24 protein-coding genes are annotated in these 23358 nt (G+C 72.3%); 13 read left to right on the top strand and 11 right to left on the bottom strand.

The genetic code is table 11. The features are described 5' to 3' along the window. Window positions 1-75 precede the first annotated feature (75 nt). A complete protein-coding gene (locus ACIA8R_RS12460) occupies window positions 76-1284 on the top strand; it encodes a hypothetical protein (protein ID WP_397038178.1) in 1209 nt (402 codons plus the stop codon). Here ACIA8R_RS12460 and ACIA8R_RS12455 read toward each other — a convergent pair. Then, window positions 1279-1875 (bottom strand): TetR family transcriptional regulator C-terminal domain-containing protein, encoded by a 597-nt coding sequence (locus ACIA8R_RS12455; RefSeq protein ID WP_357696398.1) that lies wholly within the window; start codon window positions 1873-1875, stop codon window positions 1279-1281. The genes ACIA8R_RS12460 and ACIA8R_RS12455 overlap by 6 nt on opposite strands. An 81-nt stretch (window positions 1876-1956) precedes the next feature. Here ACIA8R_RS12455 and ACIA8R_RS12450 point away from each other — a divergent pair, with 81 nt between their 5' ends. The 3 genes from ACIA8R_RS12450 (at window position 1957) to prfH (ending at window position 5362) form a co-directional block, all read left to right on the top strand. After that, window positions 1957-3450: a carboxylesterase/lipase family protein gene (locus ACIA8R_RS12450; protein ID WP_397038176.1), complete on the top strand. Its 1494-nt coding sequence runs from the start codon at window positions 1957-1959 to the stop codon at window positions 3448-3450. 134 nt (window positions 3451-3584) lie between these two features. Continuing rightward, on the top strand, window positions 3585-4736 hold the full coding sequence (locus ACIA8R_RS12445; protein WP_397038174.1) for an RNA ligase RtcB family protein: 1152 nt from the start codon (window positions 3585-3587) through the stop codon (window positions 4734-4736). Then, the gene (gene prfH, locus ACIA8R_RS12440) at window positions 4733-5362 is read left to right on the top strand and encodes a peptide chain release factor H (protein WP_397038172.1); all 630 of its coding nucleotides are present in this window, start codon (window positions 4733-4735) and stop codon (window positions 5360-5362) included. Before ACIA8R_RS12445 ends, prfH begins: the two co-directional genes overlap by 4 nt. A gap of 154 nt (window positions 5363-5516) precedes the next feature. Here the strand turns inward: prfH and ACIA8R_RS12435 are convergent, their stop codons facing one another. After that, the gene (locus ACIA8R_RS12435) at window positions 5517-6662 is read right to left on the bottom strand and encodes a PQQ-binding-like beta-propeller repeat protein (protein WP_397038170.1); all 1146 of its coding nucleotides are present in this window, start codon (window positions 6660-6662) and stop codon (window positions 5517-5519) included. A 312-nt stretch (window positions 6663-6974) separates the two neighbouring features. On the opposite strand from ACIA8R_RS12435, the gene ACIA8R_RS12430 reads away from it, so the two are divergent. Beyond that, the gene (locus ACIA8R_RS12430) at window positions 6975-9335 is read left to right on the top strand and encodes a hypothetical protein (protein ID WP_397038168.1); all 2361 of its coding nucleotides are present in this window, start codon (window positions 6975-6977) and stop codon (window positions 9333-9335) included. Between the two features lie 80 nt (window positions 9336-9415). Here ACIA8R_RS12430 and ACIA8R_RS12425 read toward each other — a convergent pair whose 3' ends face one another. Then, entirely contained in the window at window positions 9416-10582 is a 1167-nt protein-coding gene (locus ACIA8R_RS12425) for an erythromycin esterase family protein (RefSeq protein ID WP_364095188.1), read from the bottom strand. 153 nt (window positions 10583-10735) lie between these two features. On the opposite strand from ACIA8R_RS12425, the gene ACIA8R_RS12420 reads away from it, so the two are divergent. Next, window positions 10736-11164 carry a DNA-binding protein gene (locus ACIA8R_RS12420; protein ID WP_357696413.1) on the top strand — a complete coding sequence of 143 codons (429 nt, stop codon included), beginning with the start codon at window positions 10736-10738 and terminating at the stop codon, window positions 11162-11164. An 8-nt stretch (window positions 11165-11172) separates the two neighbouring features. Here ACIA8R_RS12420 and ACIA8R_RS12415 read toward each other — a convergent pair whose 3' ends face one another. The 5 genes from ACIA8R_RS12415 to ACIA8R_RS12395 are packed head-to-tail and all read right to left on the bottom strand — an operon-like array spanning window position 11173 to window position 15844. Beyond that, window positions 11173-12225, bottom strand: coding sequence for a VWA domain-containing protein (locus ACIA8R_RS12415; protein WP_357696415.1), 1053 nt, complete (start codon window positions 12223-12225; stop codon window positions 11173-11175). Further along, window positions 12226-13200, bottom strand: a complete 975-nt coding sequence (locus ACIA8R_RS12410; RefSeq protein WP_397038165.1) for a VWA domain-containing protein — start codon at window positions 13198-13200, stop codon at window positions 12226-12228. After that, window positions 13197-14081 (bottom strand): DUF58 domain-containing protein, encoded by an 885-nt coding sequence (locus tag ACIA8R_RS12405; protein WP_357696419.1) that lies wholly within the window; start codon window positions 14079-14081, stop codon window positions 13197-13199. The genes ACIA8R_RS12410 and ACIA8R_RS12405 overlap by 4 nt, the downstream gene beginning before the upstream one ends. A 6-nt stretch (window positions 14082-14087) precedes the next feature. Continuing rightward, window positions 14088-15065: a MoxR family ATPase gene (locus ACIA8R_RS12400; protein ID WP_357696421.1), complete on the bottom strand. Its 978-nt coding sequence runs from the start codon at window positions 15063-15065 to the stop codon at window positions 14088-14090. A gap of 35 nt (window positions 15066-15100) precedes the next feature. Then, window positions 15101-15844, bottom strand: coding sequence for a S1C family serine protease (locus tag ACIA8R_RS12395; RefSeq protein ID WP_397038162.1), 744 nt, complete (start codon window positions 15842-15844; stop codon window positions 15101-15103). A gap of 289 nt (window positions 15845-16133) precedes the next feature. Between ACIA8R_RS12395 and ACIA8R_RS12390 the strand changes: the two genes are divergently transcribed. Together ACIA8R_RS12390 and ACIA8R_RS12385 are read left to right on the top strand one after the other, a co-directional pair. Beyond that, window positions 16134-17039 carry a TolB family protein gene (locus ACIA8R_RS12390; protein WP_397038160.1) on the top strand — a complete coding sequence of 302 codons (906 nt, stop codon included), beginning with the start codon at window positions 16134-16136 and terminating at the stop codon, window positions 17037-17039. 21 nt (window positions 17040-17060) lie between these two features. Beyond that, complete coding sequence (locus ACIA8R_RS12385) at window positions 17061-17294, top strand: hypothetical protein (protein WP_397038158.1); 234 nt, start codon at window positions 17061-17063, stop codon at window positions 17292-17294. Here ACIA8R_RS12385 and ACIA8R_RS12380 read toward each other — a convergent pair. Beyond that, entirely contained in the window at window positions 17275-17598 is a 324-nt protein-coding gene (locus ACIA8R_RS12380; protein WP_397038157.1) for a putative quinol monooxygenase, read from the bottom strand. The two genes, ACIA8R_RS12385 and ACIA8R_RS12380, sit on opposite strands and share 20 nt — an antisense overlap. Window positions 17599-17634: 36 nt before the next feature. Between ACIA8R_RS12380 and ACIA8R_RS12375 the strand changes: the two genes are divergently transcribed. From ACIA8R_RS12375 to ACIA8R_RS12365, 3 genes are read left to right on the top strand one after another with little or no spacing between them, the layout of a single operon-like run. Next, window positions 17635-18138: a hypothetical protein gene (locus tag ACIA8R_RS12375; protein WP_364095211.1), complete on the top strand. Its 504-nt coding sequence runs from the start codon at window positions 17635-17637 to the stop codon at window positions 18136-18138. A gap of 33 nt (window positions 18139-18171) precedes the next feature. Further along, window positions 18172-18972, top strand: coding sequence for an alpha/beta hydrolase (locus ACIA8R_RS12370; RefSeq protein ID WP_357696435.1), 801 nt, complete (start codon window positions 18172-18174; stop codon window positions 18970-18972). Then, the gene (locus ACIA8R_RS12365) at window positions 18972-19493 is read left to right on the top strand and encodes a hypothetical protein (protein ID WP_357696437.1); all 522 of its coding nucleotides are present in this window, start codon (window positions 18972-18974) and stop codon (window positions 19491-19493) included. The genes ACIA8R_RS12370 and ACIA8R_RS12365 overlap by 1 nt, the downstream gene beginning before the upstream one ends. Here ACIA8R_RS12365 and ACIA8R_RS12360 read toward each other — a convergent pair. Then, window positions 19490-19804: a hypothetical protein gene (locus tag ACIA8R_RS12360; protein WP_357696438.1), complete on the bottom strand. Its 315-nt coding sequence runs from the start codon at window positions 19802-19804 to the stop codon at window positions 19490-19492. The genes ACIA8R_RS12365 and ACIA8R_RS12360 overlap by 4 nt on opposite strands. A gap of 195 nt (window positions 19805-19999) precedes the next feature. Next, complete coding sequence (locus ACIA8R_RS12355) at window positions 20000-20296, bottom strand: hypothetical protein (protein ID WP_357696440.1); 297 nt, start codon at window positions 20294-20296, stop codon at window positions 20000-20002. A gap of 576 nt (window positions 20297-20872) precedes the next feature. Between ACIA8R_RS12355 and ACIA8R_RS12350 the strand changes: the two genes are divergently transcribed. Beyond that, entirely contained in the window at window positions 20873-21997 is a 1125-nt protein-coding gene (locus ACIA8R_RS12350) for a hypothetical protein (RefSeq protein ID WP_357696442.1), read from the top strand. Between the two features lie 161 nt (window positions 21998-22158). Continuing rightward, on the top strand, window positions 22159-23358 hold the full coding sequence (locus tag ACIA8R_RS12345; protein ID WP_364095219.1) for a PP2C family protein-serine/threonine phosphatase: 1200 nt from the start codon (window positions 22159-22161) through the stop codon (window positions 23356-23358).

The following is a 23358-nucleotide window of genomic DNA, read 5'->3' as shown; positions in this document are numbered from 1 at the left end:
GTCCCGTCCGTCGTCGCGGTGTCACCACGCGACGACCGCTCACCAGTCCCGCACCCACGCCGGAAAGGCCGTGTCATGTCCGTGCCGCTCGGGGGATCGACGCCGCTGTCACCGCCCCCGCACGTCCTGACCCTGTTCGAGCTGAATGTGGCAGACACCCCCGTCGACACCGCCCTGCCGGCCTGGACGACGTGGGCCGCCGTGGTCCTGGTGGCGCTGTCCACGCTGGTCGGCGCCTCCCTGGCGCGCCGCAAGAACGCCAGGATCAGCGTCTGGCTGGCCGTCGCGTCGGCGCTGATGCTCATCACCGCCCTGGTCGACCTGCTGCCCGACGCCTGGCACGAGGCCGACGCCACCGGTGTGCCGCTGTGGGTGGTGGGGCTGGCCGGCGCGTTCGGTTTCCTGGTCATCACCTTCTTCACCCGTAAGGGCTGCGGGCACGGTCACGGCGACAAGGCCGGTGGCGGGCGGCACGCGCCCGGCCTGCACCGCCGGGTCAAGCAGGCGGTCAGCGCCGCCGTCTACGGCGGCGTGGGCACCGCCGCCGCGCTGTCCCTGCACCGCATGATCGAGGGCGCCACCCTGGCGCTGGCCGCCTCGGCCGTCGTGGTGGCCGCCCTGGTGATCCACTCGGCCAGCGAGGGGCTCGCCCTGACCGCCATGCTCGACCTGGCACGCAGACCGGCCGCGCCCTGGCTGGCCCTGTCCTGCCTGGCCCCGGCCGCCGGCGTCGTGCTGGCGACGGTGGGGCCGCTGCCCGCCCAGAGCGTGCCGATCCTGCTCGGCATGGTCACCGGCGTGCTGCTGCGCACCGGCGTCATCGGGCTCACCATCGCCCGTGACAGCCGCCGCCTGACCCGCCGTCACCTCGTCGTCGCCGCCTCCGCCGTGGCCGCCATCGGCGGCCTGCTGGTCGCCACGCAGACTCTGCTGGCCGACGGTCCGCCGCACTCCTCCTCGCCGGTCGCCGCCGGTCGCGGCGCCGGCCCGGCATCCTCGTCCGCCGCGGCGCCTCGGCAGCTGTCAGAGGCCCAGCTACGCGCCGCCGTCACCGCCAGGCAACTCACCCTCGAACAACTTCTGGCGCGCAGGGACGCCACCACCATCGCCGCCGACGCCACCACCCTGCTGCGCGCCCTGCCCGAGCACACGTCCGACCAGATCACCCGGACCCTGCGGCAGGCCGGGATCGATCCCGGCACCAGCGTCGGCGAGCTCACCCTGCTCCAGCGCCACCTCCTGCTCACGTCCCTCAGCGACGCGCTGCCCACCCCGAGGTCATGAGCTGAAGAGCCGGTCCAGGTGCAGGTCGATCGCGGTGAGGGCGTCCTGGGGTTCGATCACGTCCAGTTCGATCAGGGGGGTGAGGCCGGTGAGGGCGAGGAGCAGGTTGGTCTCGGTCGCCGGGTCGCGGTCGGAGTGGATGTGCCCGTCGGCGATCGCTCGGCGGACCAGTTGCTCGACGAGGGCCCGTCCGCGGACGAGGCCACGGCGCGCCTGCTCGTGGACGGCCTCGTCGTGCAGCGCCTCCAGGACGTAGGCGGCGCTCATCCGGCTGGTCGCACGGGCGTCGGCGTGCAGGGGGAGCATCTCGGCGAGCGTCAGCCGGAGCACGTCGCGGGGGTGCGGACGGTCGCCGAGCTCTCGCAGACCCTGCTCGACGCGCAGCGAGGTCTGTTCGGCGGCGAAGTCCACGGCGAAGGCGAGCATGGCGGCCCGGGTGGCGAAGTAGTGCTGCAACTGCCCGAGGGACATGCCCGCCTCCTGCGCCACCACCCGCGTCGTCAGGTGCGTGACGCCGCGCCGCTCCACCACCCGCCACAACGCACGGGCGATCGCTTCGCGGCGTTCGCGGTGATCCACCTGTTTCGGCATCTGCGGACCTCTCCCCCGACGTCTTTCCCATACGATTGACATAATACAGTTGACTTACAACTGTTCGAGGAGGGAAGCGTCGTGCATGAAGAGCCGAAGGTGCGGACCGCGGAAGGTGTGGTGCAGGGACGCCGGCGGCGGGGGCACGCGGTGTTCCGCGGCATTCCCTATGCCCTGCCCCCGGTCGGAGCGCTGCGCTTCGCCGCGCCCGCCCCGCCGCCGCGCTGGGACGGAACGAGGCAGGCGACGGAGTTCGGCCCCGCGGTACCGCTGTCCCTGCCGGTCGACGTGGGCCCGCCGCAGGGCACGGACTGGCTGACGCTCAACGTCGGCACTCCGGATCCGGGGGCGGCCGGACTGCCGGTGCTGGTGTGGCTGCCCGTGGGCGGCTACGTCTCGGCGGCGTCGAGCGACCCGATGTACGACCCGGCGGTGCTGGCCGAGGCGGGGCTCGTCGTGGTGACCGTCAACTGCCGCGTGGGCGCCGAGGGTTTCGCGTTCCTCGATGACGCGCCGCCCAACCGCGGCTTCCTCGACCAGATCGCGGCGCTGGAGTGGGTGCGGCGGAACATCGCCGCGTTCGGCGGCGATCCCGGCCAGGTCACCGTGGCCGGGCAGTCCGCCGGGGCGGGGTCGGTCGCCGCCCTCCTGACGATGAAGCCGGCGCGCGACCTGTTCCGGCGGGCCGTCGCCCACTCGGTGCCGGGGCTGCACAGCACCCCCGTGCTGGCCCGGCAGGTCACCGCCGCGCTCGCGGACCGGCTCGGCGCGACGGCCCCCACCGCCGCGGCCCTGCGCGACATCGACCCCTGGCGGCTGGCCGCCGAGCTCACCTCCTTCAACGCCGGCCTCCACGCGCACCGGGAGAGCTGGGGACGGCTCACGGCGACCGGCACCGCCCTGTGTCCCGTCGTCGACGGCGAGGTGCTGCCCGAGACGCCCTGGTCCGCGCTGACCGGCGGACGCGCGAGCGGGATCGAGCTGCTCGTCGGCCACACCAGGGACGAGTTCCGGCTGTTCAGCGTCATGAGCGGACGCCGGGGCACCTTCACCGACCACGACGCCCGCACGGCCCTGGAACTGCTCGCTCCCCGTCCGCGCGGGGCGGAGGCGTACCGGGCCGCGTTCCCGCAGGCCGGGCCGGAGGAGCTGGTGGAGACGGTGTACTCCGACGCCCTGTTCCGCATGCCGTCGCAGAAGCTGGCCGAGGCGAACGCCGCGGCCGGGGGCACTTCGTACCTGTTCGAACTGCGCTGGCCCGCCCCGGCCCTCGGCGGCACCCTGGGCGCCTGCCACAGCCTCGACGTGCCCCTGGCGTTCGGCACATTGGACAGTCCCGTCGGCGCGCAGCTCATCGGCGACGAGCCCGGCCCCGAGGCCGTCGCGCTCGCCCACGAGCTCAGGGAGGCATGGGTCCGTTTCGTCACCACCGGCGACCCGGGATGGGCCGCCTACCGGCCCGACCGGCGGCTCACCCGCGTCCTGGACGCCGAGTCGGAGACCGTGCCCTACCCCGAACAGGCCTCACTCCGGATCTGGGACGGCCACTCCCCCACGCCCTTCGACCTCCCGTAGGGCGTGCGGGGCGAAAATCGTTTGCCCGGCAGGGTGGCGCTCCGAGATCGTGAGCTCCATGAGGCTCTGACGACAGCACCCCGCCACTTCGAGATGCCGCCCGCCCATACCCTTTTTCAGCGAAGAGAGCGTCCTTGTCTCAGCGACACACTTCGGCCACCGTCACCGTGTTCGCCTCCCCCACCAGCTGGATCGAGTCCGACGCCGTCGCGCAGTGCCACCAGGTGGCCGCCCTCGACGGCATGACGCACGTCGCCGCCATGCCGGACCTGCACCCCGGGAAGGGCGCGCCCATCGGCGCCGCCATGACGTCGGCCGTCCTGTACCCGTTCCTGGTGGGCTCCGACATCGGCTGCGGGATCGCCGTGTTCCCCGTCAGGCTCAAGCGCGCCGTACCCGAGAAGCTCGCCGCCCGGTTCCCCGACCTCGACCGCGCGCTGGACCCTGAACGGGATGCCGACGACCCCGCCTGGGCCGTCATGAAGGGCGACATCCCCGCAGGTCACGCCGAGGGGCTCGGCACGGTCGGCCGGGGCAACCACTTCGTCGAGCTGGCCAGGGTCGGAACCGTCCTCGCGCCCGACCACGCCACCCGCCTCGGCGTCGACGCCGGCGACCTGGTCCTCGTCGTCCACAGCGGCTCCCGAGGGCTGGGCGAACGCATCCTGCGCGAGCACACCGCCGTCCACGGCGCGGGCCCCGCCCCCGATCCCGACGCTTACCTGGCCATGCACGACGAGGCCGTCCGGTGGGGGGCGCTCAACCGGCGGCTGCTGGCCGCCCGGGTCGCCCACGCGCTGGGGTTCGAGGCCGCCGAGCCGATCCTCGATCAGTGCCACAACCTGGTCGAGCGCCGCGACGGGAGCTACCTGCACCGCAAGGGAGCGGCGCCGGGCGACGGCCGCGACGTGCTCATCGCCGGCACGCGCGGCACCCCGTCCTACCTCGTGGCCGCCCACGCCGGGCCGGACGCCGGCCACTCCGTCGCCCACGGCGCGGGCCGCAAGATGTCCCGCGCGGACGCCCTTCGCCGCGGCCGGGCCAAGCACACGGTCGAAGAGCTGCGCCGCACCCCGGTCGGGTCGCTGGTGGTGTGCGGCGACCGCCAGCTCCTCTTCGAGGAGGCGCCGACGGCCTACAAGCGCATCGAGCAGGTGATCGCCGACCTCGTCGCCCACGACCTGGCCACGCCCGTGGCCACCACGATCCCCCTGGTCACCTACAAGACGGCCGACCTCGGGCCGGCGGCCCAGAGGAACCGGCGGCGCGGGAGGGGCCGGACGTGAGCGTCCACCTGCTCCTGTCGGCCGGGCGCGGCCCGCAGGAGTGCGCCTGGGCGCTGGCCCAGCTGCTGCACCGCCTGGAACGCGACGCCGCCCGGCAGGGCCTGGAAACCCGCCGGGCGCACACCGTCCCCGGCGACCGGCCCGGCACCTACCGGTCGGTCCTCGTCCAGATCGACGGTGACGACTCCGAGACGTTCGCCGCCTCCTGGACCGGAACCCTGTGCTGGCAGGCCCCCAGCCCCTACCGGACCGCCACCGGCCGGAAGAACTGGTACGTCATCGCCCATCCGTGCCAGGTCGACACCCCCCGGACGACGTTCGCCGAAGCCGATGTCGACGTCGTCGCCTGCCGCACCGGCGGCCCCGGCGGCCAGCACCGCAACAAGGCCAGCACCGCCGTACGGGCGACCCACCGGCCCACCGGGACCGTCGTCGTGGTCGACACCGAGCGGCAGTTCAGCCTGAACCGCCGCATCGCCATGCGGCTGCTGCGGGAACGTCTGGAACACGGCGACCAGGCGGCCGAGCGCGCCGTCACCACTGCCCGCTGGCGCGTCCACGACGAGCTCGTACGCGGCAACCCCACGCGCACCGAACGCCCGGAACCACCGAACCAGCCGCGCTGACCCGCGGTCCCGGCTCCCCTCAGGAAAGCCCCGGGACCCGTTGCGGGCCGGGGTGCTCTCGCGTGCGGCGTGGGGGCCGTCCAGCAGGGCACGGTACGCGTCCCGGAGCGGGGTGGTGTCCAGGAACGTCCTTCTTCTTGGACCGGCATCGCCGTCAGGCGAGCACCTGATCCCTGGCGGCGCCCACCGTGACCACGGCCAGGTCGGACCGCATCGAGCGCAGGTCGATCCGGTCGTCGAAGCCGCGCCGGTCGATGACCGCCCCGGTCCGGGCGTCGAGTGCGAGCACGGTCCGCTCGTCGGCCGCGACGTAGACGACCCGCCCGTCCGTCAGCACGTCCTGCGACGTCCCGGCCGGACGTTCCAGCGGCCGGCGCCAGGCGAGGCCGCCGTCGGCGACGCGGTAGGCGACGATCCCCGAAGCGGTGTCGGCGATCACCAGGTCGGCCGTCACGCCGAGGGAGCCGGCGGAGGGGTTGGGACGCAGTCCCGCGCGCGGGAGGCGCCACACGACCCGCCAGTCCGCGGTCCGGCGGACCACGAGCCCTCCGTCCTCCACCGTCACCGCCCGTCCTGCGCCCAGGTCACGGGCGTCGTACGGCCCGGCGTCGGCGAACGTCCAGCGCGGCTCGCCGTCCTCGGCGCCGAGGGCGGCCCCCGCGTACCCGGCGCAGCGTCGGGCGGTCAGCACGACGTCGCCCAGGGCGCGGGCCTCGTCGACGGGTCCGCAGGAGGCGGCCGGGCGCGTCCAGCGGGTGGCGCCGGTCCGGGCGTCCAGGACGTCGAGGCGGCCGTCGTGCAGGATCACCAGCATGCCGGGCCGGGCGACGGACAGCGTCCACATCGACCGCCACTCGCCGTCGAGGGTCCGGCCGGCCGCGGCGAACGGCCCGGCGGGCAGGTCCGCCCGCCAGACGACGCGGCCGGTCGGCACGTCGACGAGGGTGACCCGGCCGTCGCGCCAGACGGCCGCCCCGCGCCGGTCGTCGACCCGGACCCAGTCCACGAGGTCGTCGCCCCACAACCGCTGGTACGTCCACCGCCCACCGCCGCCGACCCGTACGGCGGCCACCCCCCGGCGGCTCACGCTCACCGCGACGTCACCGAACAACTCGGCGCCGGACGGGACGTCACCCAGGACGTCGATGGACGGCGTGCCACGCCCCGGCGGCCTCCAGGGCCCCGCCACAGGACCGGCCGTCACCGTGACGATCTCCCCCGGCCATCCCACGACGGACAGGACGGCGACGCCGACCAGCACCACGACCGCCGCGCGCACCCCCCGCGAACGCTCGGCCATGGCCCCGCATCCTCTCGCACCCCCGGCCCACAAAGGAACTGTAAGCCGAAAAAGCGCCCGTAACCCATAAAATCGTATTCGCGGCGAAATGAACGGGGTGAATGTTGAACTTCCTCCAGAAATGGCCGCGCTGATGGCGAAAACCGAAGTTCCCGTAAAGAGGGAAGGTCTCATTCGTGGGAGATCGTTTGCTATGTCAATCGGGCTGTTCACAAGTGCGCATGGCTACCTTCGGTATTCGTGAAGATACGATCTGGCCCTACGGGGCCGGTAACCAGCTCATCTGGCCCAAGACGTGCGGCCGTTTCCACAATGCTCCTTCTGAGCGCGGTATCGGTCGCGCTCCAGCCCGCCCAGCCCGCGGCCGCGCAACCGGTGCCGCTGGTCGAGGAGGACTTCACCGGAGCCACCGCGATTCCCGAGTTCATCGGTGTGGGATCGGCCTGTCTGACGGGCGCGCCGGCGGCCCCGCCCGCCGGGCCGGGCGACCATCCGCTCGGAGGTTGTCCCGCCAACGCGGCGGGTCCCGTCCCGCCGACCGGGGGAGCGCCGTTCGGCTACCTCCAGCTCACCAGCGCCGATCTCGACCAGACGGCGGCCGCCCTCTACAACTCGCCGATCCCGGCCGAAGAGGGCCTGGACGTGACGTTCGAGCAGTGGCAGTACGGCAACACCACGGCGGTGCCGGCCGACGGCATCTCCTTCTTCCTGATCAACGGGGAGGCCACGCTGGACCGCCCCGGCGCGTTCGGCGGCAGCCTCGGCTACGCCCAGAAGCTGCCCGACGACGACCCGGCGAACCCGTTCGAGCCCGGGGTCAACCAGGGCTACGTCGGCGTCGGGCTGGACGTCCTCGGCAACTACTTCGGGGACTGGGAGCAGCGCGGCCGCACCTGCGCCGAGCGCTCACCGGCCGGTACGGGGTTCCGCGTCCCGGCTCCGGGCCCGAACATGGTCACGGTGCGCGGCCCGGGGAACGGCACCGCCGGGTACTGCTTCCTGACCGCCACCACCAGCAACTTCACCACCACGGGACCGTGGCCGTCGACGCTGCCGGGCACTCTGCAGGGGCCCACACGGTCCGTGCCCAGCGACCCGCGGGCGGCACAGGAGGCGCTTGAGGAGTCCAAGCGCACGGTCAACGTCCGGATCACCCCGGCGCCGAACCCTGAGATCACCGTTTCGATCGACTTCAACGACGGCAACGGGATGCAGGAAGTGCTGTCCCTGCCCGCGCCGCAGCCGGTCCCGGAGACGTACAAGTTCGGTTTCGCCGCTTCCACCGGCCTGTTCACCGATGTGCACCTGGTCCGGAACGTGGTCGTGCGTCCGGTGGCCGAGCGTCCGGAGCTGAGGCTCACCAAGCGCATCGACGACGACGCCGAGCTGCCCGATCCGGTGCCGGTCGGCACCGAGGTGCCCTACGAGTACGTGGTCACCAACACCGGCAACATGAACATCACCGACCTGGTGGTGGACGACGACGTCGTCGATGAGGTCGTCTGCCCGCGGACCACCTTGAACGTGGGCGAGCGGGTCATCTGCCGCGGCTTCTACACGGTCACGGAGGAGGACGCCGAGCGCGGCTCGGTCACCAACACCGCCGTCGCGACGGGCCGGGCGGACGACACTGAGGTCACCTCACCGCCGTCCGAGGTGACCATCGGCGTCACGGACGAGCGCGGGATGCTGGAGCTGGAGAAGACCGTCGACGACTCCCGCACCTACCGTCCCGGGGACCGGGTCGCCTACCGCTACCTCGTGCGGAACACCTTCGACGAGACCGTGACCGACCTGCGGATCGACGACGACCGGGTGACGGACATCACCTGCGAGACCACCACCCTGGACCCGGGCGACGCCACGACCTGCACGGGCACGTACACGGTCACCGAGGAGGACGCGGCTCGCGGCTCGGTCACCAACACCGCCACCGCGGTGGGCATGGTGGAGGACGTCGAGGTGTCCTCGCCGCCGTCCGAGGCCACGATCGAGGTCGTGGGCGAGCGCGGGAAGCTGCTGCTGGACAAGAGCGTCGACGACACGCGCACGTACCGGCCCGGGGACCGGGTCACCTACCGCTACGTCGTCAGGAACACCTCCGACGAGACCGTGCGGAACCTCAGGATCGACGACAACCGGGTGACGAACATCGTCTGCCGGGCCACCACGCTGGCGCCGGGCGAGAGCACGACCTGCACGGGTATCTTCGTCGTGCCGGGCCGTCCCGGCGGCAAGGACTGCCGCAAGGGCTGCAACTTCACCATCACCAACACGGCCGTGGCCAGGGCGGACGGCCTGACCTCCGCACCGGCGACGGCCAGGATCCGGGTGACGCAGAAGCAGCAGCCCCCGCACCGCCCGTGCCGGCCCTGGAAGAAGAACGACCACTGCCGGCCCGGGAAGAAGCCGCACCACCCCGGCCATGACCACAGGTTCGACCACAAGGTCGACCACAGGTACGACCACGGTCGCCAGTGCCCGCCCGGGATGATGCAGACCTCGAAGTGGGGATGCGCTCCCATCCACGAGGAGAGGCCCGAGCAGGACATGGGCCGTCCGATGGACGAGTTCTCCGAGCCTCAGCGCGAGGACGAGATGGAGAACATGGACACGGACAACCCGTACGCGGAGGTGGATGACATGGCGATGCCTTGGGAGACCTCCTACTAGGTCCTCCCGCCTTCCATCCGTGTCGACCTGATGGTCCCTCCCTGCGGGGAGGGACCATCGTGCTGTCCGGCCTCAGGCGGTCAGCCCCAGCCGCCGACCTTCTTGAGGAAGACGATGCCGTCGATCGCGCCGAGCTGGGACGGGTCCAGCGGGAAGTAGGCGAAATCGTGCGAGACGCGCTTCGCGGGGTCCGTGACGAGGTCGGCCAGGCGGCGGGCGTCGATCACCGAGTGGTCCCCCGGGAGCGCGGACAGGATGCCCTCGACGGTGTCCGGCGGCGGGGTGACGTCGCCCGTGGTGCCGAAGGCCGAGGCCAGGTAGGCGTACCGGTCGCCCAGCCGGGTGGCGGCGATGGCCCCCGCGCTCCACCACTCCAGCCGCTGGTCGCCGAACTGCATGGACGTCCGGTCGCGCTGGAGGTGGAGGTTGGAGGAGAAGACCAGGGCCGGGCCGCGCCGGGCGACGGCCCGCAGGTTGGCCGCCATCATCGCGTCCCGCAGGGCCGACAGCCGGGTCCACCGTTCCGGGGAGGCGTCGGCCATCCAGTGGTGGTAGCGCAGCAGGCCGGTGGCGGTGCGCGCGTACAGCTCCGCCCGTTCCCTGTCCCGCGCGCCGAGCTGCGGGGACTGCGTGTCGAGCAGGGCCGCCAGATCGTCGGCGATCACCCGGAGCCGCTGGGCGTCGGCGGACTGGCCGATCGACTTCGACGGATCCATGGCCGTGGCCTCGTCCGACCATCGCTCGTCCGGGCCCAGCAGCGTGTCGAGGGTCTCCCTGGTGACCACGCTCGTGAGCAGCGGGCCGTCGAGGAGGTCGTACAGGCCGGTGAGCGCCTCGCGCGGGCTCGCCGCCCAGTACTCCAGAGGGCCGTCGACCCCGAAGAAGCGCAGTTTCTCGTCATGCTCCTCGTTGTAGGCGCGCATCCACCGGACGAGCTCCCGGTTGGCCGCCGAGGCGCCGAAATCGTGGCTGAAGCCGCGTTCCATGACGTCGTCGAGCGTGCCGGCGCCGGTCGTGACGTGGTCGTCCACCAGCAGGCCCTTGAGACAGTCGCTCTCGATGGCGAACGACCGGTACCCCTCGTTCTCGACCAGGTGCCGGAAGATCTCGTTCCGCACCTCGCCCAGTTCCCCCACGAAGTGCCGCGCCTCGCCGAGACCGAGCAGCAGCGGCTCGGCGGGAAGCGACCGCAGGAACGCCGAAACACCCGCGCCGTCCACCGGCCAGGCGATGTCCTTGATGTCCATGCCTTCAACGCTATCGTTGAACTTTCGATGTAACCTTTGCGCTTCAAAGACGGCTCCCAGCGCCTGAAACCCTCAACCGGCCGATTCACTTTGAACAAGTCGTTCAAAACAGACTGTTGACATCAGATTGCGTCGGACGGCATTGTTACCTCCATGTCGAGCACTGACCACCCCTTCTCCCCGCCGGACGCCGAGCAGGCGCGCCTTCAGCGGGTGCACGCCTCCCTGTTCCGGATCGCCGAGCGGCATGCCGCCACCGACGAGCAGCGGAGCCGGCAGGCGCACCCGTCGGTCATCGGTCCGCACGAGGCCGTCCGGCTGGTGTCGTTCCTGCTCAGCGGGGCCGCGAAGTTGGACGACGGCGAGCCGGAGGTGGACCAGGCCGACATCACCGCCGCGTTGAGCCTCGTCCCGCTGGTCCGCGGGGAGCTGGACGCGCTGGAGGCCGCGCTGCTGGGCATGGCCCGGGGGCGCGGGATGACCTGGCAGGAGATCGCCTTCGGGCTCGGGCTGGGCACCGCGCAGGCCGCCCGGCAGCGCCACGAACGCCTCACCGAACGGACGGAGACCGCGTCCGACTAGCCGGGCGCTCAGGTGCGGCGCGGGCGGTTCCACCAGAGGGAGAGCGACAGCGCCGCGACGACGAGCAGGGCGCCGGCCCCGGCGAACACGGCGGCCGCGTCCACCCGTTCCCGGACGACGGTGAAGGCGCCGGGAAGGGCGTCGAGGGCGGTTTCGAGCTGGTCGGCGTTCTCGGCGCGGTGGTAGGAGCCGCCGGTCGTCCGGGCGATCTCGCGGAGTGCGGGCTCGTCGATGACCTGGGGGTTGCGACCCCGGTCGAAGCCCCCACCGCCGCCGAACCCGCTTCCCCATCCGCGGAAGCCACGACCGTCGAACTGCGAGTTGTCGCACACCATCGGCGCCGGGTTCGTGGTGCCGAAGCCGATGGTGAACACCCGTACGCGGCGCAGCGCCGCCTCCTGGGCGGCCCGCTGCGGCTCGACGCCCTGGGTGTTGGCGCCGTCGGTGAGCACGACGATGGCGGCGCCCGCGTACCCCGAGCCGGCAGCGGGAGGGGTGGCCGAGGTGGCCGCGACCGACGGGTCCACCTCGGCGATCGCGTCGATCGAGGTGAGCATGGCCTGCCCGATCGCGGTGCCGCGGGCGACGGTGAGCCCGTCCAGCGCCTCGATCAGGGTGTCGGTGTCGTCGGTGGGCGGGACGAGCAGGCCCGCGGTGCCGGCGAAGGTGACCAGGCCGATGCGCGGTCCGCCGCGCTGCGACTCGATGAAGCCGGCGGCGGCCTTCCGGGCGGCGGTGATGCGGTTGGGGTCGACGTCCGTGGAGCACATGGAGCCGGAGGTGTCGAGCGCGAGCAGGATCGTCGTCGACCGCGTCGGCACCGGCACCGACGCCTGCGGCCGCGCCGCCCCGACCGCGAGCAGCGCGAGCCCGGCGACGAAGAGCGCCACCGGGATCCGCCGCGTCCAGCGCGTACGCCCGGGAAGAGCGGCCCGTACGAGCGCGATCGAGGTGACGCGCACGGCGGCCCGCCGCCGGCGGCGGAGCGCCCACCAGCGGATCGCGAAGATCAACGGGATGACCAGCGCGGACAGCAGCGCCCAGGGCCATGACATCGACATTCAGATCACCCGTCCGGACCGCAGCACGGTGAGCGCCGCGCCCGCGGCGAGCAGCACGAGGGCGAGCCCGATCAGCCCGCCGGCGAGGGGCAGCGGCTCGTCGGAGACGGTGAGCCGCAGGTCGATCGTGTCGGCGACGCCGTCGAGCCGCGTGGCATCGGCGGCCGGATGGTAGCCGCCGCCGGTGGTCCGCGCGATCGTGGTGAGGGTGTCCTCGTCGAGCGCGGTCTGCAGGTGGTAGCCGTCGACCCGCACCGCCGTCCCGGCCGTGGTGCCGATCCCGACGGTGTGGATGCGCACGCCCGCCTTCTGCGCCGCGGCGGCGGCCCGCTCGACGTCGCCGCCCTGGTTCTGGCCGTCGGAGAACATCACGATCGTCGCCGACGGCCAGTAGCCGACGTCGGGCGGCGCGCCGTCGCGGCCGACGACCACCTGCCTGCCGGTGATGGCCGTCAGCGAGGCGGTGATGGCCGCCCCGAGCGAGGTGCCGCCGGTGACCTTCAGCCGGTCGATGGCCTTGAGCGCGACGGAGTGGTCGGCGGCGGGCCGCGCGGTGGTGAGCGCACCCCGTTCGAACGCGACGACCCCGATGTCCACGCTGTCGGGCTGCGCCGACACGAACGCGCGGGCCGCCCGCTGCGCGGCCGCCAGCCTGGTCGGCGCGACGTCGTCGGCGCCCATGCTGTTGGAGACGTCCACGGCGAGGACGACGGTGCCCGCCGTCCGCGGCACCGGCACCATCGCCGCCGGCCCCGCGGTGGCCAGCGCGAGCACGCCGACGCCGGCGACCGTCAGGCCGGTCCCTAGGTACGCCCCGCGCCCGCCCGCCCCGGCGAACCCGGCCGCGGCGAGCGCCGACCTGCGGCGGCGGGCCGAGACGACGGCCGCCCAGGCCAGCGCCGCCGTCACGAGCAACCCGGCGACCAGCAGCAGCGGGGACGACAGGGTCAGGCGATCACCGATGATCCCCGTCACGGCGACCGGTCCCCGGTCCGGGCGACGACCTCGACCAGCGCCTCGACCAGGTCACGGTCGGTGCCGACGCGGTGGACCGGCACCCCGGCCCGGCGCATGCCCGCCGCGAGCCGGGCGTCGCGGGCGTCCACGGCCTCGCGGAAGCGGATCCGCAGCAGCGGGTCGGCGGAGTCGACGACGAGCTGCTCGCCGGTCTCGGCGTCCTCGACCACGATCAGCCCGGCCTCGGGCAGCACGTCGTCGGCCGTGTCCACGATCCGCAGGGCGACGACCTCGTGCCGCCGGGCCAGGCGCCGGAGCGAATGTTCCCAGTCGCCGTCGCCGATGAAGTCCGACAGGACGACGACGAGCGAGCGGCGGCGCGCCAGCCGTCCGGCCGCGTCGAGCATCCGGGCCAGGTCGGTGGTGGCGCCGGCGCGCGCGCCGGCGGTGCGGTCCAGCTCGGCGCCGATCCGCAGCGTGTGCCGCCGGGAGGCGCCCGGCGGCACGACGCGCGACATCCCGTTGTCGAACAGCAGCGCGCCGACGCGGTTGCCGCCCCGCCCGAACAGCCGGGCGAGGACGAGCGCCAGCTCGGCCAGCACGTCGTGCTTGCCGCGTCCCGGCCGTCCGGCCGCCATCGAGGCCGAACGGTCGAGCACCAGCCACACGGTCAGCTCGCGGTCCTCGGTGAACACGCGCAGGTGGGGTTCGTCCAGGCGGGCGGTGACGTTCCAGTCGATGTGCCGGGCGTCGTCGCCGCCGGTGTAGGGGCGCAGGCCGGTGAAGTCGACGCCGGAGCCGCGGTGGGCGGTGCGGTGGGCGCCCTGGAGGCGGCCGTCCAGCCTGCGGACGACCTTCCACTCCAGGCGGAGCAGCAGTTTCTCGGGGGCGGTGGCCATGACGGCTCAGCGGTTCCGCAGGACGACGTCGGGCGCGCGGACGGCCCCGAGCACCCGGGTGATGATCGTGTCGGCGTCCACGTCGTCGGCCAGGGCCTCGTACGACAGCACCAGACGGTGACGCAGCACGTCGAGGGCCAGTTCGGACAGGTCGTCCGGCAGGACGTAGTCGCGGCCGCGCAGGAAGGCCAGCGCGCGGGCACCCGTCACGAGCGCGATGGACGCGCGCGGGCTGGCCCCGTACGTGACGTACCGTTCCAGCTCGCCCAGCCCGGCCGTGCCCGGCGAACGGGTCACGGCGACCAGGCGTACGGCGTAGTCGACGATCGACGGATCGACGTACACCTGCCGGGCGCGGGCCCGCATCTCCATCAGCTCGGCGGTCGTGACCGTCGGCTGCGGTGGGTCCGGTGGGCGCAGCGCGCGTTCGACGATCGCCTGTTCCTCGTTCTGGGCGGGGTAGCCGACGACCACCTTCATCATGAACCGGTCGACCTGCGCCTCCGGGAGCGGGTAGGTGCCCTCCGACTCGATCGGGTTCTCCGTGGCCATGACCAGGAACGGCTCCGGCACCTGGAACGTCTCCCGGCCGATCGTCACCTGGTGCTCCTGCATCACCTCCAGCAGGGCGCTCTGCACCTTGGCGGGGGCGCGGTTGATCTCGTCGGCGAGCAGGAGGTTGGTGAACACCGGGCCGAGCTCCGTCCTGAACTCGCCGGAGTGCTGGTGGTAGACCCGCGTGCCCACGAGGTCGGCGGGGACCAGGTCGGGGGTGAACTGGACGCGCTGGAAACCGCCGGTGATCGCCGCCGCCAGGGACCGGACCGCCAAGGTCTTTGCCAGGCCCGGTACGCCTTCCACCAGCAGGTGACCGTCGGCGATCAGGGCCACGGCCATGCGTTCGAGCAGGACGTCCTGGCCGACGATGGTGCGCTTGACCTCGAACAGGACCTGTTCGAGCGGATGAGACGGGGGTGGGGTCATGGTGTCCCTTCTCTCGACGCTACGCGCAAGGTGGGTCAGATCTGTGGTCCGTCGCCCGGCGGTCCGTCGCCTTCGTCGCCGCCCAGGGCCACGCCGATCGGCACCGCGAACGCGATGCCCGCGAACGCGTCGTCGCCCCCGGGGTCGGCGATCGAGACGACGATCCCGACGACCAGTCCGCGGGCGTCCAGAAGCGGCCCGCCGGAGCTCCCCGGGTTGACGGAGGCGTCGAACTGGATCAGCCCGTTCAGGCCGCCGTCCTCGGCGGTCCCGCCGGTGGTCCGGTCGAGGCCCGACACCACGCCGGTGGAGACGCTGTAGGTCAGGCCGAGCGGATTGCCGATCGCCACGACCGGCGCCCCGACGTCCACGGCGCCGCCGAGCGTCGCCGGCACGACGATCTCCGGCAGCTTCGCCGGCTTGAGCACGGCGACGTCCCGCTTGGGGTTCGCCGCGGCCACGACGGCCTTCGCCCTGGTCCCGTCGGCGAACGTGAGATCGACGTTCTTCGAGCCCTTGACCACGTGATGCGCCGTCAGGACCGTCCCGTCCTCGGCCGCGATCACCCCCGTGCCGAACGACTTCCCCGCCCGGACGACCACCACCGACGGCCCGACCTTCCGGAAGACGTCCGGCACCGCGGGCGTCGCGCTGGGCGTCGGCGTCACGCCGGGCCTTTCTCCGGCGTTCTCCCTGCCACCACCGCCGCCGCCCAGCCAGTACGCCAGCACCGCCACGACCAGCACCCCGCCCCCGACGACGACCCGCCGAGCGGCCACGGCTCTCCCGGTTCCCCGAGCCTCGGCCGCACCGCCCTCCTGCGGCACGCACTCCATGCCCCCATACTCATGAATCGCACCGAAAACCGCTATAAAGAAGGACTCGTAAATGACCAACACATTTGCTCGGCCCCGCCGCGGTCTCATCACGGCGATCGTCTCCACCGTGGCGGTGGCAGCCATTTCGGCTGCCACAATTCACGTTCTGTCCGTGCCGAAAAGTGGCGGAAAGCCGGGCGCACCCGTCCTCTCGGCTCCGGAACCCGTGGAGAAGGTGTGGCCCGGAGCAGTGCACGTGTTACCGGCCGAATTTCCCGACGGCAGAAAGGTCCGGCCACGCCTGATGCTGGACGCCACCAGGCTCCTCCTGACCGCCGCGGCGGGATCGGGAAAGCCCGGCGGCCTCTACGCCTACGACGTGAACACCGCCAAGGCGACCAGGCTCGCCGCCCTCCCCCGCCCCTCCGGCACCACCCTCTTCCCCGACGGCTTCACCGCTGGCCAGGGCCGGATCGCCTGGTGGACGGCGCGCGGGGACGGCGACAGGAGAACCGCCGACCTGTGGACCGTCCCGGCGGACGGCGGCGAACCGCGCCGGCTCACCTCGGCTCCGCTGCCCCCGGCCTCCCCCGCCGGCCGCGTCACGGGCATGGTCACGGGCATCGCCGTCATCCCGGACCGCCTCGCCTGGTCGACCGGCGACGACGGCGTCTTCACCGTGGGCCTCGAAGGCGGCCGGCCGCGGCGCGTCGAAGGCACGCGTGGTCAGCACATCCTGAGCTGGCCCTGGATCGGCTCACCCGGGACGTTCGGCGACACCGAGACCCCCTTCCGGTCCGTCACGAACGTCGAGACCGGCGAGAAGCACACCCGGAACGACGTCATGGCCTGCGGCGTCACGATCTGCGTGACCCGCCCGGACCGGACGTCCATCGCCCACGTCCAGGACCGGGACGGGCGAGGACGACGCGACGTGGACGTGTCAGGGGTCGGGCCGCAACCATTACAGCAGGACCGATTTCTCACCGCCCAGCTGCCCGACCGCGCACTGGTCCACGACCTGCGATCAGGCGTCACCGCCGAGCTGCGGGACATCGACCCGCAGGTCCGCTTCAGGGCGCCGGCGGGCAGCGGCCTCGCGGTCTTCCGCCGCGGCGGCGACTTCGTGGTCGTCGACCTCACCGCCGTCCGGTGACGGGTGCCCGACATCGACCGCTTGCGGACACCACAGGACCGGTCGGTCCCGGCCGGGCCCGTCGCGCCGGCCGCCGCCACGGACGCCTCCTGCACGTGGACCAGCGGCTCCCGCATTCACATCTCCGACCTGATCGGGTACGTCATCGTCGCGAGCGGCACCTACGGCACGATCACCATCCCGTCCGGCAGCTACTTCTGCCAGACGGTGACGCACAGCCCGTCGATCGACCACGTCAACGGTCAGCGCTGCTGACCTCCCCGCCCGCGCCGGAGGCGGTCACGAGCGTGCGGAGGGTCATCGGCTCGGCCAGGGCGAGGGCCAGCACCTGTGCCGCATGGCGGTGATGCGGGGTGGCGAGGTGTTCCAGCCGCGCCCGCGCACTGGCCCACTCCTCGATCACCACCATGCTCGCAGGATGGTTGGGGTCGGCGTAGGCGCGGTAGGCCAGGCAGCCGGGCTCGTCCAGGGACGGTTCGATCATCGCTTCGAGGGCGGTCCGCAGCCGGTCCTCCTGTCCGGGCGCGGCCAGGCACTGGGCCACGACGACGAGCGACATCTCCCGTGCCCTCCTCACGCCTGGGGACGGGCCGGCGTGCTGGCCTGGAACCACCTCGCGGCGGCGCTGATCACCGACTTCGGCGTGCTGCCGCCCCGGCAGCGCAACCTGGCCCGCCTGGTGTTCCTGGACGAGGGCATGCGCGACCTGTACGCCGACTGGCCCGCCAAGGCCGCCGACGTGGTCGCCTACCTGCGCCTCGACGCGGGCCGCCACCCCGGGGACCCGCGGACGGCGGCCCTGGTGGAGGAGCTGTCCGCGGCCTGCCCGGAGTTCCGCGAGCTCTGGGCCGAACACCGGCTCAAGGACAAGACCCACGGACGTTACGTCTACCAGCACCCGGTGGTCGGCAGGCTCGACCTCGGCTTCGAGACCCTCCGCCTTCCCGACGACCCCGACCAGGCGTTGATCGCCCACACCGCCGAGGAAGGCTCCCCCACCCAGACCGCCCTCCGCCTCCTGTCCACCTGGACCCGCCCCGCCTTCCTCGACGTCGCCAGGCCGGGAACCTCCGGGGAGGACGGGGCGTTGGCCGGGTAACCCTGAAGTGACGTCTTCTGCGAGGTCACTGCGATGCCGAACATCACCGGGAATCCACCTCTTCGTCTCGCCGCGTCCGAGCGGCCGCCGTCCGAGCTGCCCGGCGGGCCCACGATCGTGTTGTTGCACGGGCTGGGGTGCGAGCGGGGGCAGTTCGTCCGGCAGTGGCAGGGGCTCAGGCCGGAGCTGGGGTTGCTGGGGCTCGATCTTCCCGGGCACGGCGGGTCGCCCGGGCTGGCGGGCGGCGCGTACTCGGTCGGGGCCATGGCGGAGGCCGTCGCGGGTGAGCTGCGCGCGCGGGGGCTGAGCGGGGTCGTCCTGGCCGGTCACAGCGCCGGGGGCCTGATCGCGGCGATGATCGCCGCGACCCGGCCCGAGCTCGTCTCCGGCGTCGTGGTGCTGGACAGCAACTTCGCGGTCACCGCCGCCGGCAGGCGGGCGAACGCGGCCCGGGCGCGCGAGTCCGAGGCGGGCGACTGGCGCGGCCACTACCTGGCCACCATGAGCGACGCCTGGGGGCCCGACGGCGGCCACGACGGGCGCGCGGAGGTCTTCCGGGCGCTGGAACGCACCCCCGAGCAGGTCGTACGGCCCCTGTGGCACGACATCCTGCGGTACGACCCCACGGACCTGTGCAGGCGCTGCCCGGTGCCGATGCTCTACGTACGCAGCCGCCGGGACACCGACCTCGCGGTCCTGCGCTCGCTGAACCCGCTGATCTCCGTGGTGGACCTCCGACCGCGCTGCCTGGGGCACTGGCCGCAGCTCCAGTGTCCGGACGTGGTAAACGACGTGATCCACGCTTTCGTGGCCGAGCTGACCGAGGAGGCCTGATGGACGTCTCAGTGCTGATCAATGTCGGGGCCGTGATCGTCTCCATCTCGGCGGTGGTGGCCTCCTCGCGCATCGCGCGCAACCAGTTCAGGGCGCAGCGGCACGGCAACCACGTCGAACCGCTGATCGACCTGCTCAAGGAGTTCCGGTCGCTGGAGTTCCACCGCAGCTACGCCTTCATCCGCGACGAGCTGCCCAAACTCCCCAGCGACAAGGGCATCTCGGGCCTGGACGACGACGTGCAGCGCAAGATCTACGACATCGGCTACTTCTTCCAGCTCTACGCGATCCTGGCCCACCTCGACATCATCGACAAGCAGTTCGTGAGCTCCCTGCTGCACCGCCGGTACGTCGAGATGTGGCACGCGCTCGGGCCGTTCGTGCGCCGGGAACGCGAGCTCCAGAGCCTGCCCGAGGGGACGATACTCAACATCTTCGAGCACTTCGCCGCCGACCTCGCCGCGCGCCCGCCGGCGACCATGCGGACCCTGCTCACCCAGGGACGGGCCCGCGCACGCTAGGAGTCGCCCCTCTCCAGCAGGCGGTCGAGCCTGATGGCCAGGTCGAGGGTCTCGCAGCGCAGGAGGTCGAGCCGGCGGCGGATCTTCGACCGGACCGCCTGGAAGTGTTCGTCGGTCTGCCCGTGGAGGCCGAGCAGCTCGTCGGTCAGGGCCGTCACGTCCTGGCCCACCTCGCTCCGGGTCTCGGCGAGGTCGGCCCTCATCTCGGCGAAGGCGAGCACCGCCTCCGAACAGTCGGCCTCGGCGCACAGCGTCGCCTCCAGCGCCTGGACGCGAAGCTTGATGTCCAGGATCTCCGCCTCTACATCCACTTACTCCTACCTTCACCGGTAGTAGGTAGGGAACCGGCCCGGTGGAGGAGGGCGGCCGGGTCCCACTTGCTGTAAGCACATGGTGGCAACCCGTGTATACCCGACACGACGGCCGGGAAGCAACGGGTGCGGGGGTCCCGGAGGGGCTCAGCCTGGCGCCGCGACGGCCTCAGGCTGAGCCTGGAGCGGAGCCGGTCAGGATCCGATCGGGCCTGCGTCGAACGCCGACGCGCCCTGCGGGCAGCCGGGAACCGGGCCCTTGCAGCAGCGCGACCGGTCGGCGGTGAAATGGTCGTTCATGTGGCGTCGGAGGGCTGCCAGCTCGTCGCCGAGGGCGGCGAAGTCCTGTCGCATCTCCGTCCGGATGTCGGCGATGTCGGCCTGCATCCGCGTGATGCCGGTCGTGGTCGCCGTGAGGTCGCCGGTGGGCCTGCCTGCCTTGAGCTTCCGCAGGCGCAACAGCAACCTGAGGATCTGCGTTTCTAGGTCCACACATTCCTGCCTTTGCGCAGCTTGGAAGGGGCCCGCACCGGACGGGCGGGCGGGAGCCCCGGGGATGAGAAAACGGTGACACACTGCTCGGCCACATGGGGATGATCACGATTTCGCCGGGTGGAGTTCCATTACACCGGCGCCCACGTTTCTTTTCTGCCAGCGGATATTGGCCACCGAAAGTGACGGACCGAAACAGGTCCAGCCCGGAGGAACGCGGCTAGAGACGGCGCACCGCCCGCACGGGCACACCGCCCCGCCCGCACGGGCACACCGCCCCGCCCGCACGGGCACACCGCCCCGCCCGCACGGGCACACCGCCCCGCCCGCACGGGTGCGCCCGCCGGCCCTCTCCCGTATGCCTACCAGGAGCCGACATATCCCCATAAAACGCGACTCCTCCGCTCAGCGGCCTCCCACTAGCCCATCCTCCGGAAAAATCTTCTGGCGCATTTCACGGCAAATCCGCAGATCAGGGACCGACAACAATGCGAATTTCCCTACACGCCCACCCTGGATCAAGCATCCTGAGCATGTCATCACGCTCCCCCACACCCCCCGTTTTAAGGAGCCTCCGTGACCCGGTTCGCCGTCGACCACACCCGCCACGCGCTCATCGCCACATGGGGTACGGGGATCGGCGACATCGCCACCACCGTGGCGGAAGAAGTGCCATCGAGCCCGGACACCCTCCGCCTGGCCACCAGCCTCACGGAGCTGTCCCACGCCTGCTGGCGCTGCTACACCCATCCGTCCAGCGCCGCCGACCAGCACGGCCCGAACAGCGTCGGCTGGCAGCGCCAGGCCGAGCGCGACGCGTTCGCCTCGGTCATCCCGGCCCTGCTGGCGCCCGTCCGGCCGGCCAACGGCGCGCTGACGCTCTACTCCACGCGGGTGGAGGAGGTCGCCCATCGCGTCGGCCGTACGCTGGCCACGATCAACCTCGCCCGGCTGTCCGGCCGTGTCGCCACCGACGTCACCGCGGAGCTGGCCGCCATCGAGAACGCCGAGCTCGGCGACCTGACCGCGCGCGCCCAGCAGGCCGTCATGCTCAGCCGGGAGGACGCCTCGCCCCTTCAGGTGGCCCAGGCCGACAGCCTGCTGCATCAGCATCCGTTCGGCACGGAGGCGCTGTTCACGAAGATCGACCCGACGGCGGCCGCGATCGCGGCGGCCCACTGGCTCTACGCCGCCGCGACCGTCAGCGCCCGCCACACCGGCCTGCACCCGATGCAGACGATCTCCGAGGTCGACAACATCAAGGCCCCTGCCCAGGAGAGCCTCACCGAGGTCATCTCCGCGATGAGCGGCGGCGGCTCGCCCCGGCACGCGGTCATGCCCATGATCCGCAACGCCCTGCACGTCGCCGAGGGCCACCTCTACGGCGTCACCGAGGCCAAGCACCGCATCGGCGTGGCCGAGGAGCTGATCGCCCAGGCCCGCACCGACCATCCCGAGCTCGGCCTCGGCCCCAGCACGGTCTACCTGCCCATCACCCCGCTCAACCCCGGCCGCCCGGCCCTCGACCTGCTGGAGAACCTCCTCTACGGCATCCGCAGCTGCTGGCTGACCTTCTCCCAGCACGCGGACACCGCGCCCGGCCGGGAGCCCAGCCGTACGCGACGCCACCACCGCCACACGGAGGTGTTCTTCACCGAGGTGCGCAAGAGGGCGGCCTCGAACCGTTCGCGCCTGCTGTAGGCGGCGCGGCGTTCGCGGCTGTGACCGCTGGCGGAAGAACAGGCGGACAGCTGAGGGACCTCCGGCCCGGATCGTGCGGATGTGTCAGCGACGGCCGTCGGGGCAGAAACGGGCCCCTTGAAATGGGTAGGTTACCGGACGGACCTCAGGGAGGGGGGCCGATGCGGCGCAGTGGCGGAGAGCTGATGCTGGGCGGCATGCTGTCCGCCAACCACCTGACCGCGATGGAGGAGCTGCCGCACATGGTCGCCCGGCACGCCGCGATGGCGGGCTTCTCCGACACCGTGGTCTACGTCACCGACCTGCAACAACAGCAGCTCATCCCGATCCCGCAGCAGCAGGACGTGTCCGGCGAGCCGCCGGCGGTCCTGCGGATCGACGGCACGCTCGCCGGTGTCGCCTTCCGCAACGCCGAGGTCGTCCGGGTGCCCGGCGGTGCGACCAGGCTGTGGCTGCCGCTCCTCGACGGCACCGAACGCATGGGCGTGCTCGGGGTGACGGTGCAGGAGGACGACGAGGTGGCCGAGTGGCGGGCCAAGCAGCTCGCGTCGCTGGTCGCGCTGCTGGTGATCAGCAAGCGCCCGCACAGCGACTCCTACTCGCGGCTGGTCCGCGCCCAGCCGATGACCCTGTCGGCCGAGGTGCTGCTGCCCCTGCTGCCGCCCGGGACGTTCGCCAACGACGAGGTGGTCGTCAGCGCCGTGCTGGAACCCGCGTACGAGGTGGGCGGCGACGCCTTCGACTACGCCATCGCCGGCGACACGCTGCACGTGTCGATCTTCGACTCGATGGGCCACGACACCTCCGCCGGGCTGACGGCCACCATCGCCGTCGGGGCGAGCCGGAACAGCCGGCGGCAGGGCGCCGATCTCGTCGGCACGGCCCAGGCGATCGACGCCGCCATCGCCGAGCAGTTCACCGGCCGCTTCACCACCGGCATCCTGGCCGAGCTCAACCTGCGCACCGGCTGGCTGACCTGGGTGAACCGGGGGCATCATCCGCCGCTCGTGGTCCGCGAGGGCCAGCAGGTCGCCACGCTGTCCGGCGAGCCCGACCCGCCGATGGGCTTCTCGCTGCAGCCGTGCACCGGGGAGCTTCAGTACCAGATCCAGCCCGGCGACCGGCTGCTGTTCTACACCGACGGGATCATCGAGGCGCAGAGCCCGGACGGCGAGCTGTTCGGGCTGGAGCGCTTCATCGACTTCATCCTCCGGCAGGAGGCCGACGGCCTGTCGGCCCCCGAGACGCTGCGCCGGCTGGTGCAGGCCATCCTGGAGCACCAGCACGGGCGGCTCCAGGACGACGCGACCGTGCTCATGGTGGAGTGGCGCAGCAGCAGGCACCAGCGGCTCATCATGTGA

Source organism: Nonomuraea sp. NPDC051191 (assembly GCF_044455665.1).
Classification (GTDB): domain Bacteria; phylum Actinomycetota; class Actinomycetes; order Streptosporangiales; family Streptosporangiaceae; genus Nonomuraea.
The sequence above is the reverse complement of the archived record's forward strand: the minus strand, read 5'-3'. Positions and strand labels throughout refer to the sequence as shown.

What these genes read in the sequence shown, in the direction of transcription:
- ACIA8R_RS12345 (WP_364095219.1), top strand. Translation starts at nt 22,159, where the DNA reads ATGCGGCGCAGTGGCGGAGAGCTGATGCTGGGCGGCATGCTGTCCGCC.
- ACIA8R_RS12430 (WP_397038168.1), top strand. Translation starts at nt 6,975, where the DNA reads ATGCTCCTTCTGAGCGCGGTATCGGTCGCGCTCCAGCCCGCCCAGCCC.
- ACIA8R_RS12380 (WP_397038157.1), bottom strand. Translation starts at nt 17,598, where the DNA reads ATGTCGCTCGTCGTCGTGGCCCAGTGCCTGGCCGCGCCCGGACAGGAG.
- ACIA8R_RS12460 (WP_397038178.1), top strand. Translation starts at nt 76, where the DNA reads ATGTCCGTGCCGCTCGGGGGATCGACGCCGCTGTCACCGCCCCCGCAC.
- ACIA8R_RS12415 (WP_357696415.1), bottom strand. Translation starts at nt 12,225, where the DNA reads ATGTCGATGTCATGGCCCTGGGCGCTGCTGTCCGCGCTGGTCATCCCG.
- ACIA8R_RS12405 (WP_357696419.1), bottom strand. Translation starts at nt 14,081, where the DNA reads ATGGCCACCGCCCCCGAGAAACTGCTGCTCCGCCTGGAGTGGAAGGTC.
- ACIA8R_RS12365 (WP_357696437.1), top strand. Translation starts at nt 18,972, where the DNA reads ATGGACGTCTCAGTGCTGATCAATGTCGGGGCCGTGATCGTCTCCATC.
- ACIA8R_RS12455 (WP_357696398.1), bottom strand. Translation starts at nt 1,875, where the DNA reads ATGCCGAAACAGGTGGATCACCGCGAACGCCGCGAAGCGATCGCCCGT.
- ACIA8R_RS12400 (WP_357696421.1), bottom strand. Translation starts at nt 15,065, where the DNA reads ATGACCCCACCCCCGTCTCATCCGCTCGAACAGGTCCTGTTCGAGGTC.
- ACIA8R_RS12435 (WP_397038170.1), bottom strand. Translation starts at nt 6,662, where the DNA reads ATGGCCGAGCGTTCGCGGGGGGTGCGCGCGGCGGTCGTGGTGCTGGTC.
- ACIA8R_RS12425 (WP_364095188.1), bottom strand. Translation starts at nt 10,582, where the DNA reads ATGGACATCAAGGACATCGCCTGGCCGGTGGACGGCGCGGGTGTTTCG.
- ACIA8R_RS12420 (WP_357696413.1), top strand. Translation starts at nt 10,736, where the DNA reads ATGTCGAGCACTGACCACCCCTTCTCCCCGCCGGACGCCGAGCAGGCG.
- ACIA8R_RS12370 (WP_357696435.1), top strand. Translation starts at nt 18,172, where the DNA reads ATGCCGAACATCACCGGGAATCCACCTCTTCGTCTCGCCGCGTCCGAG.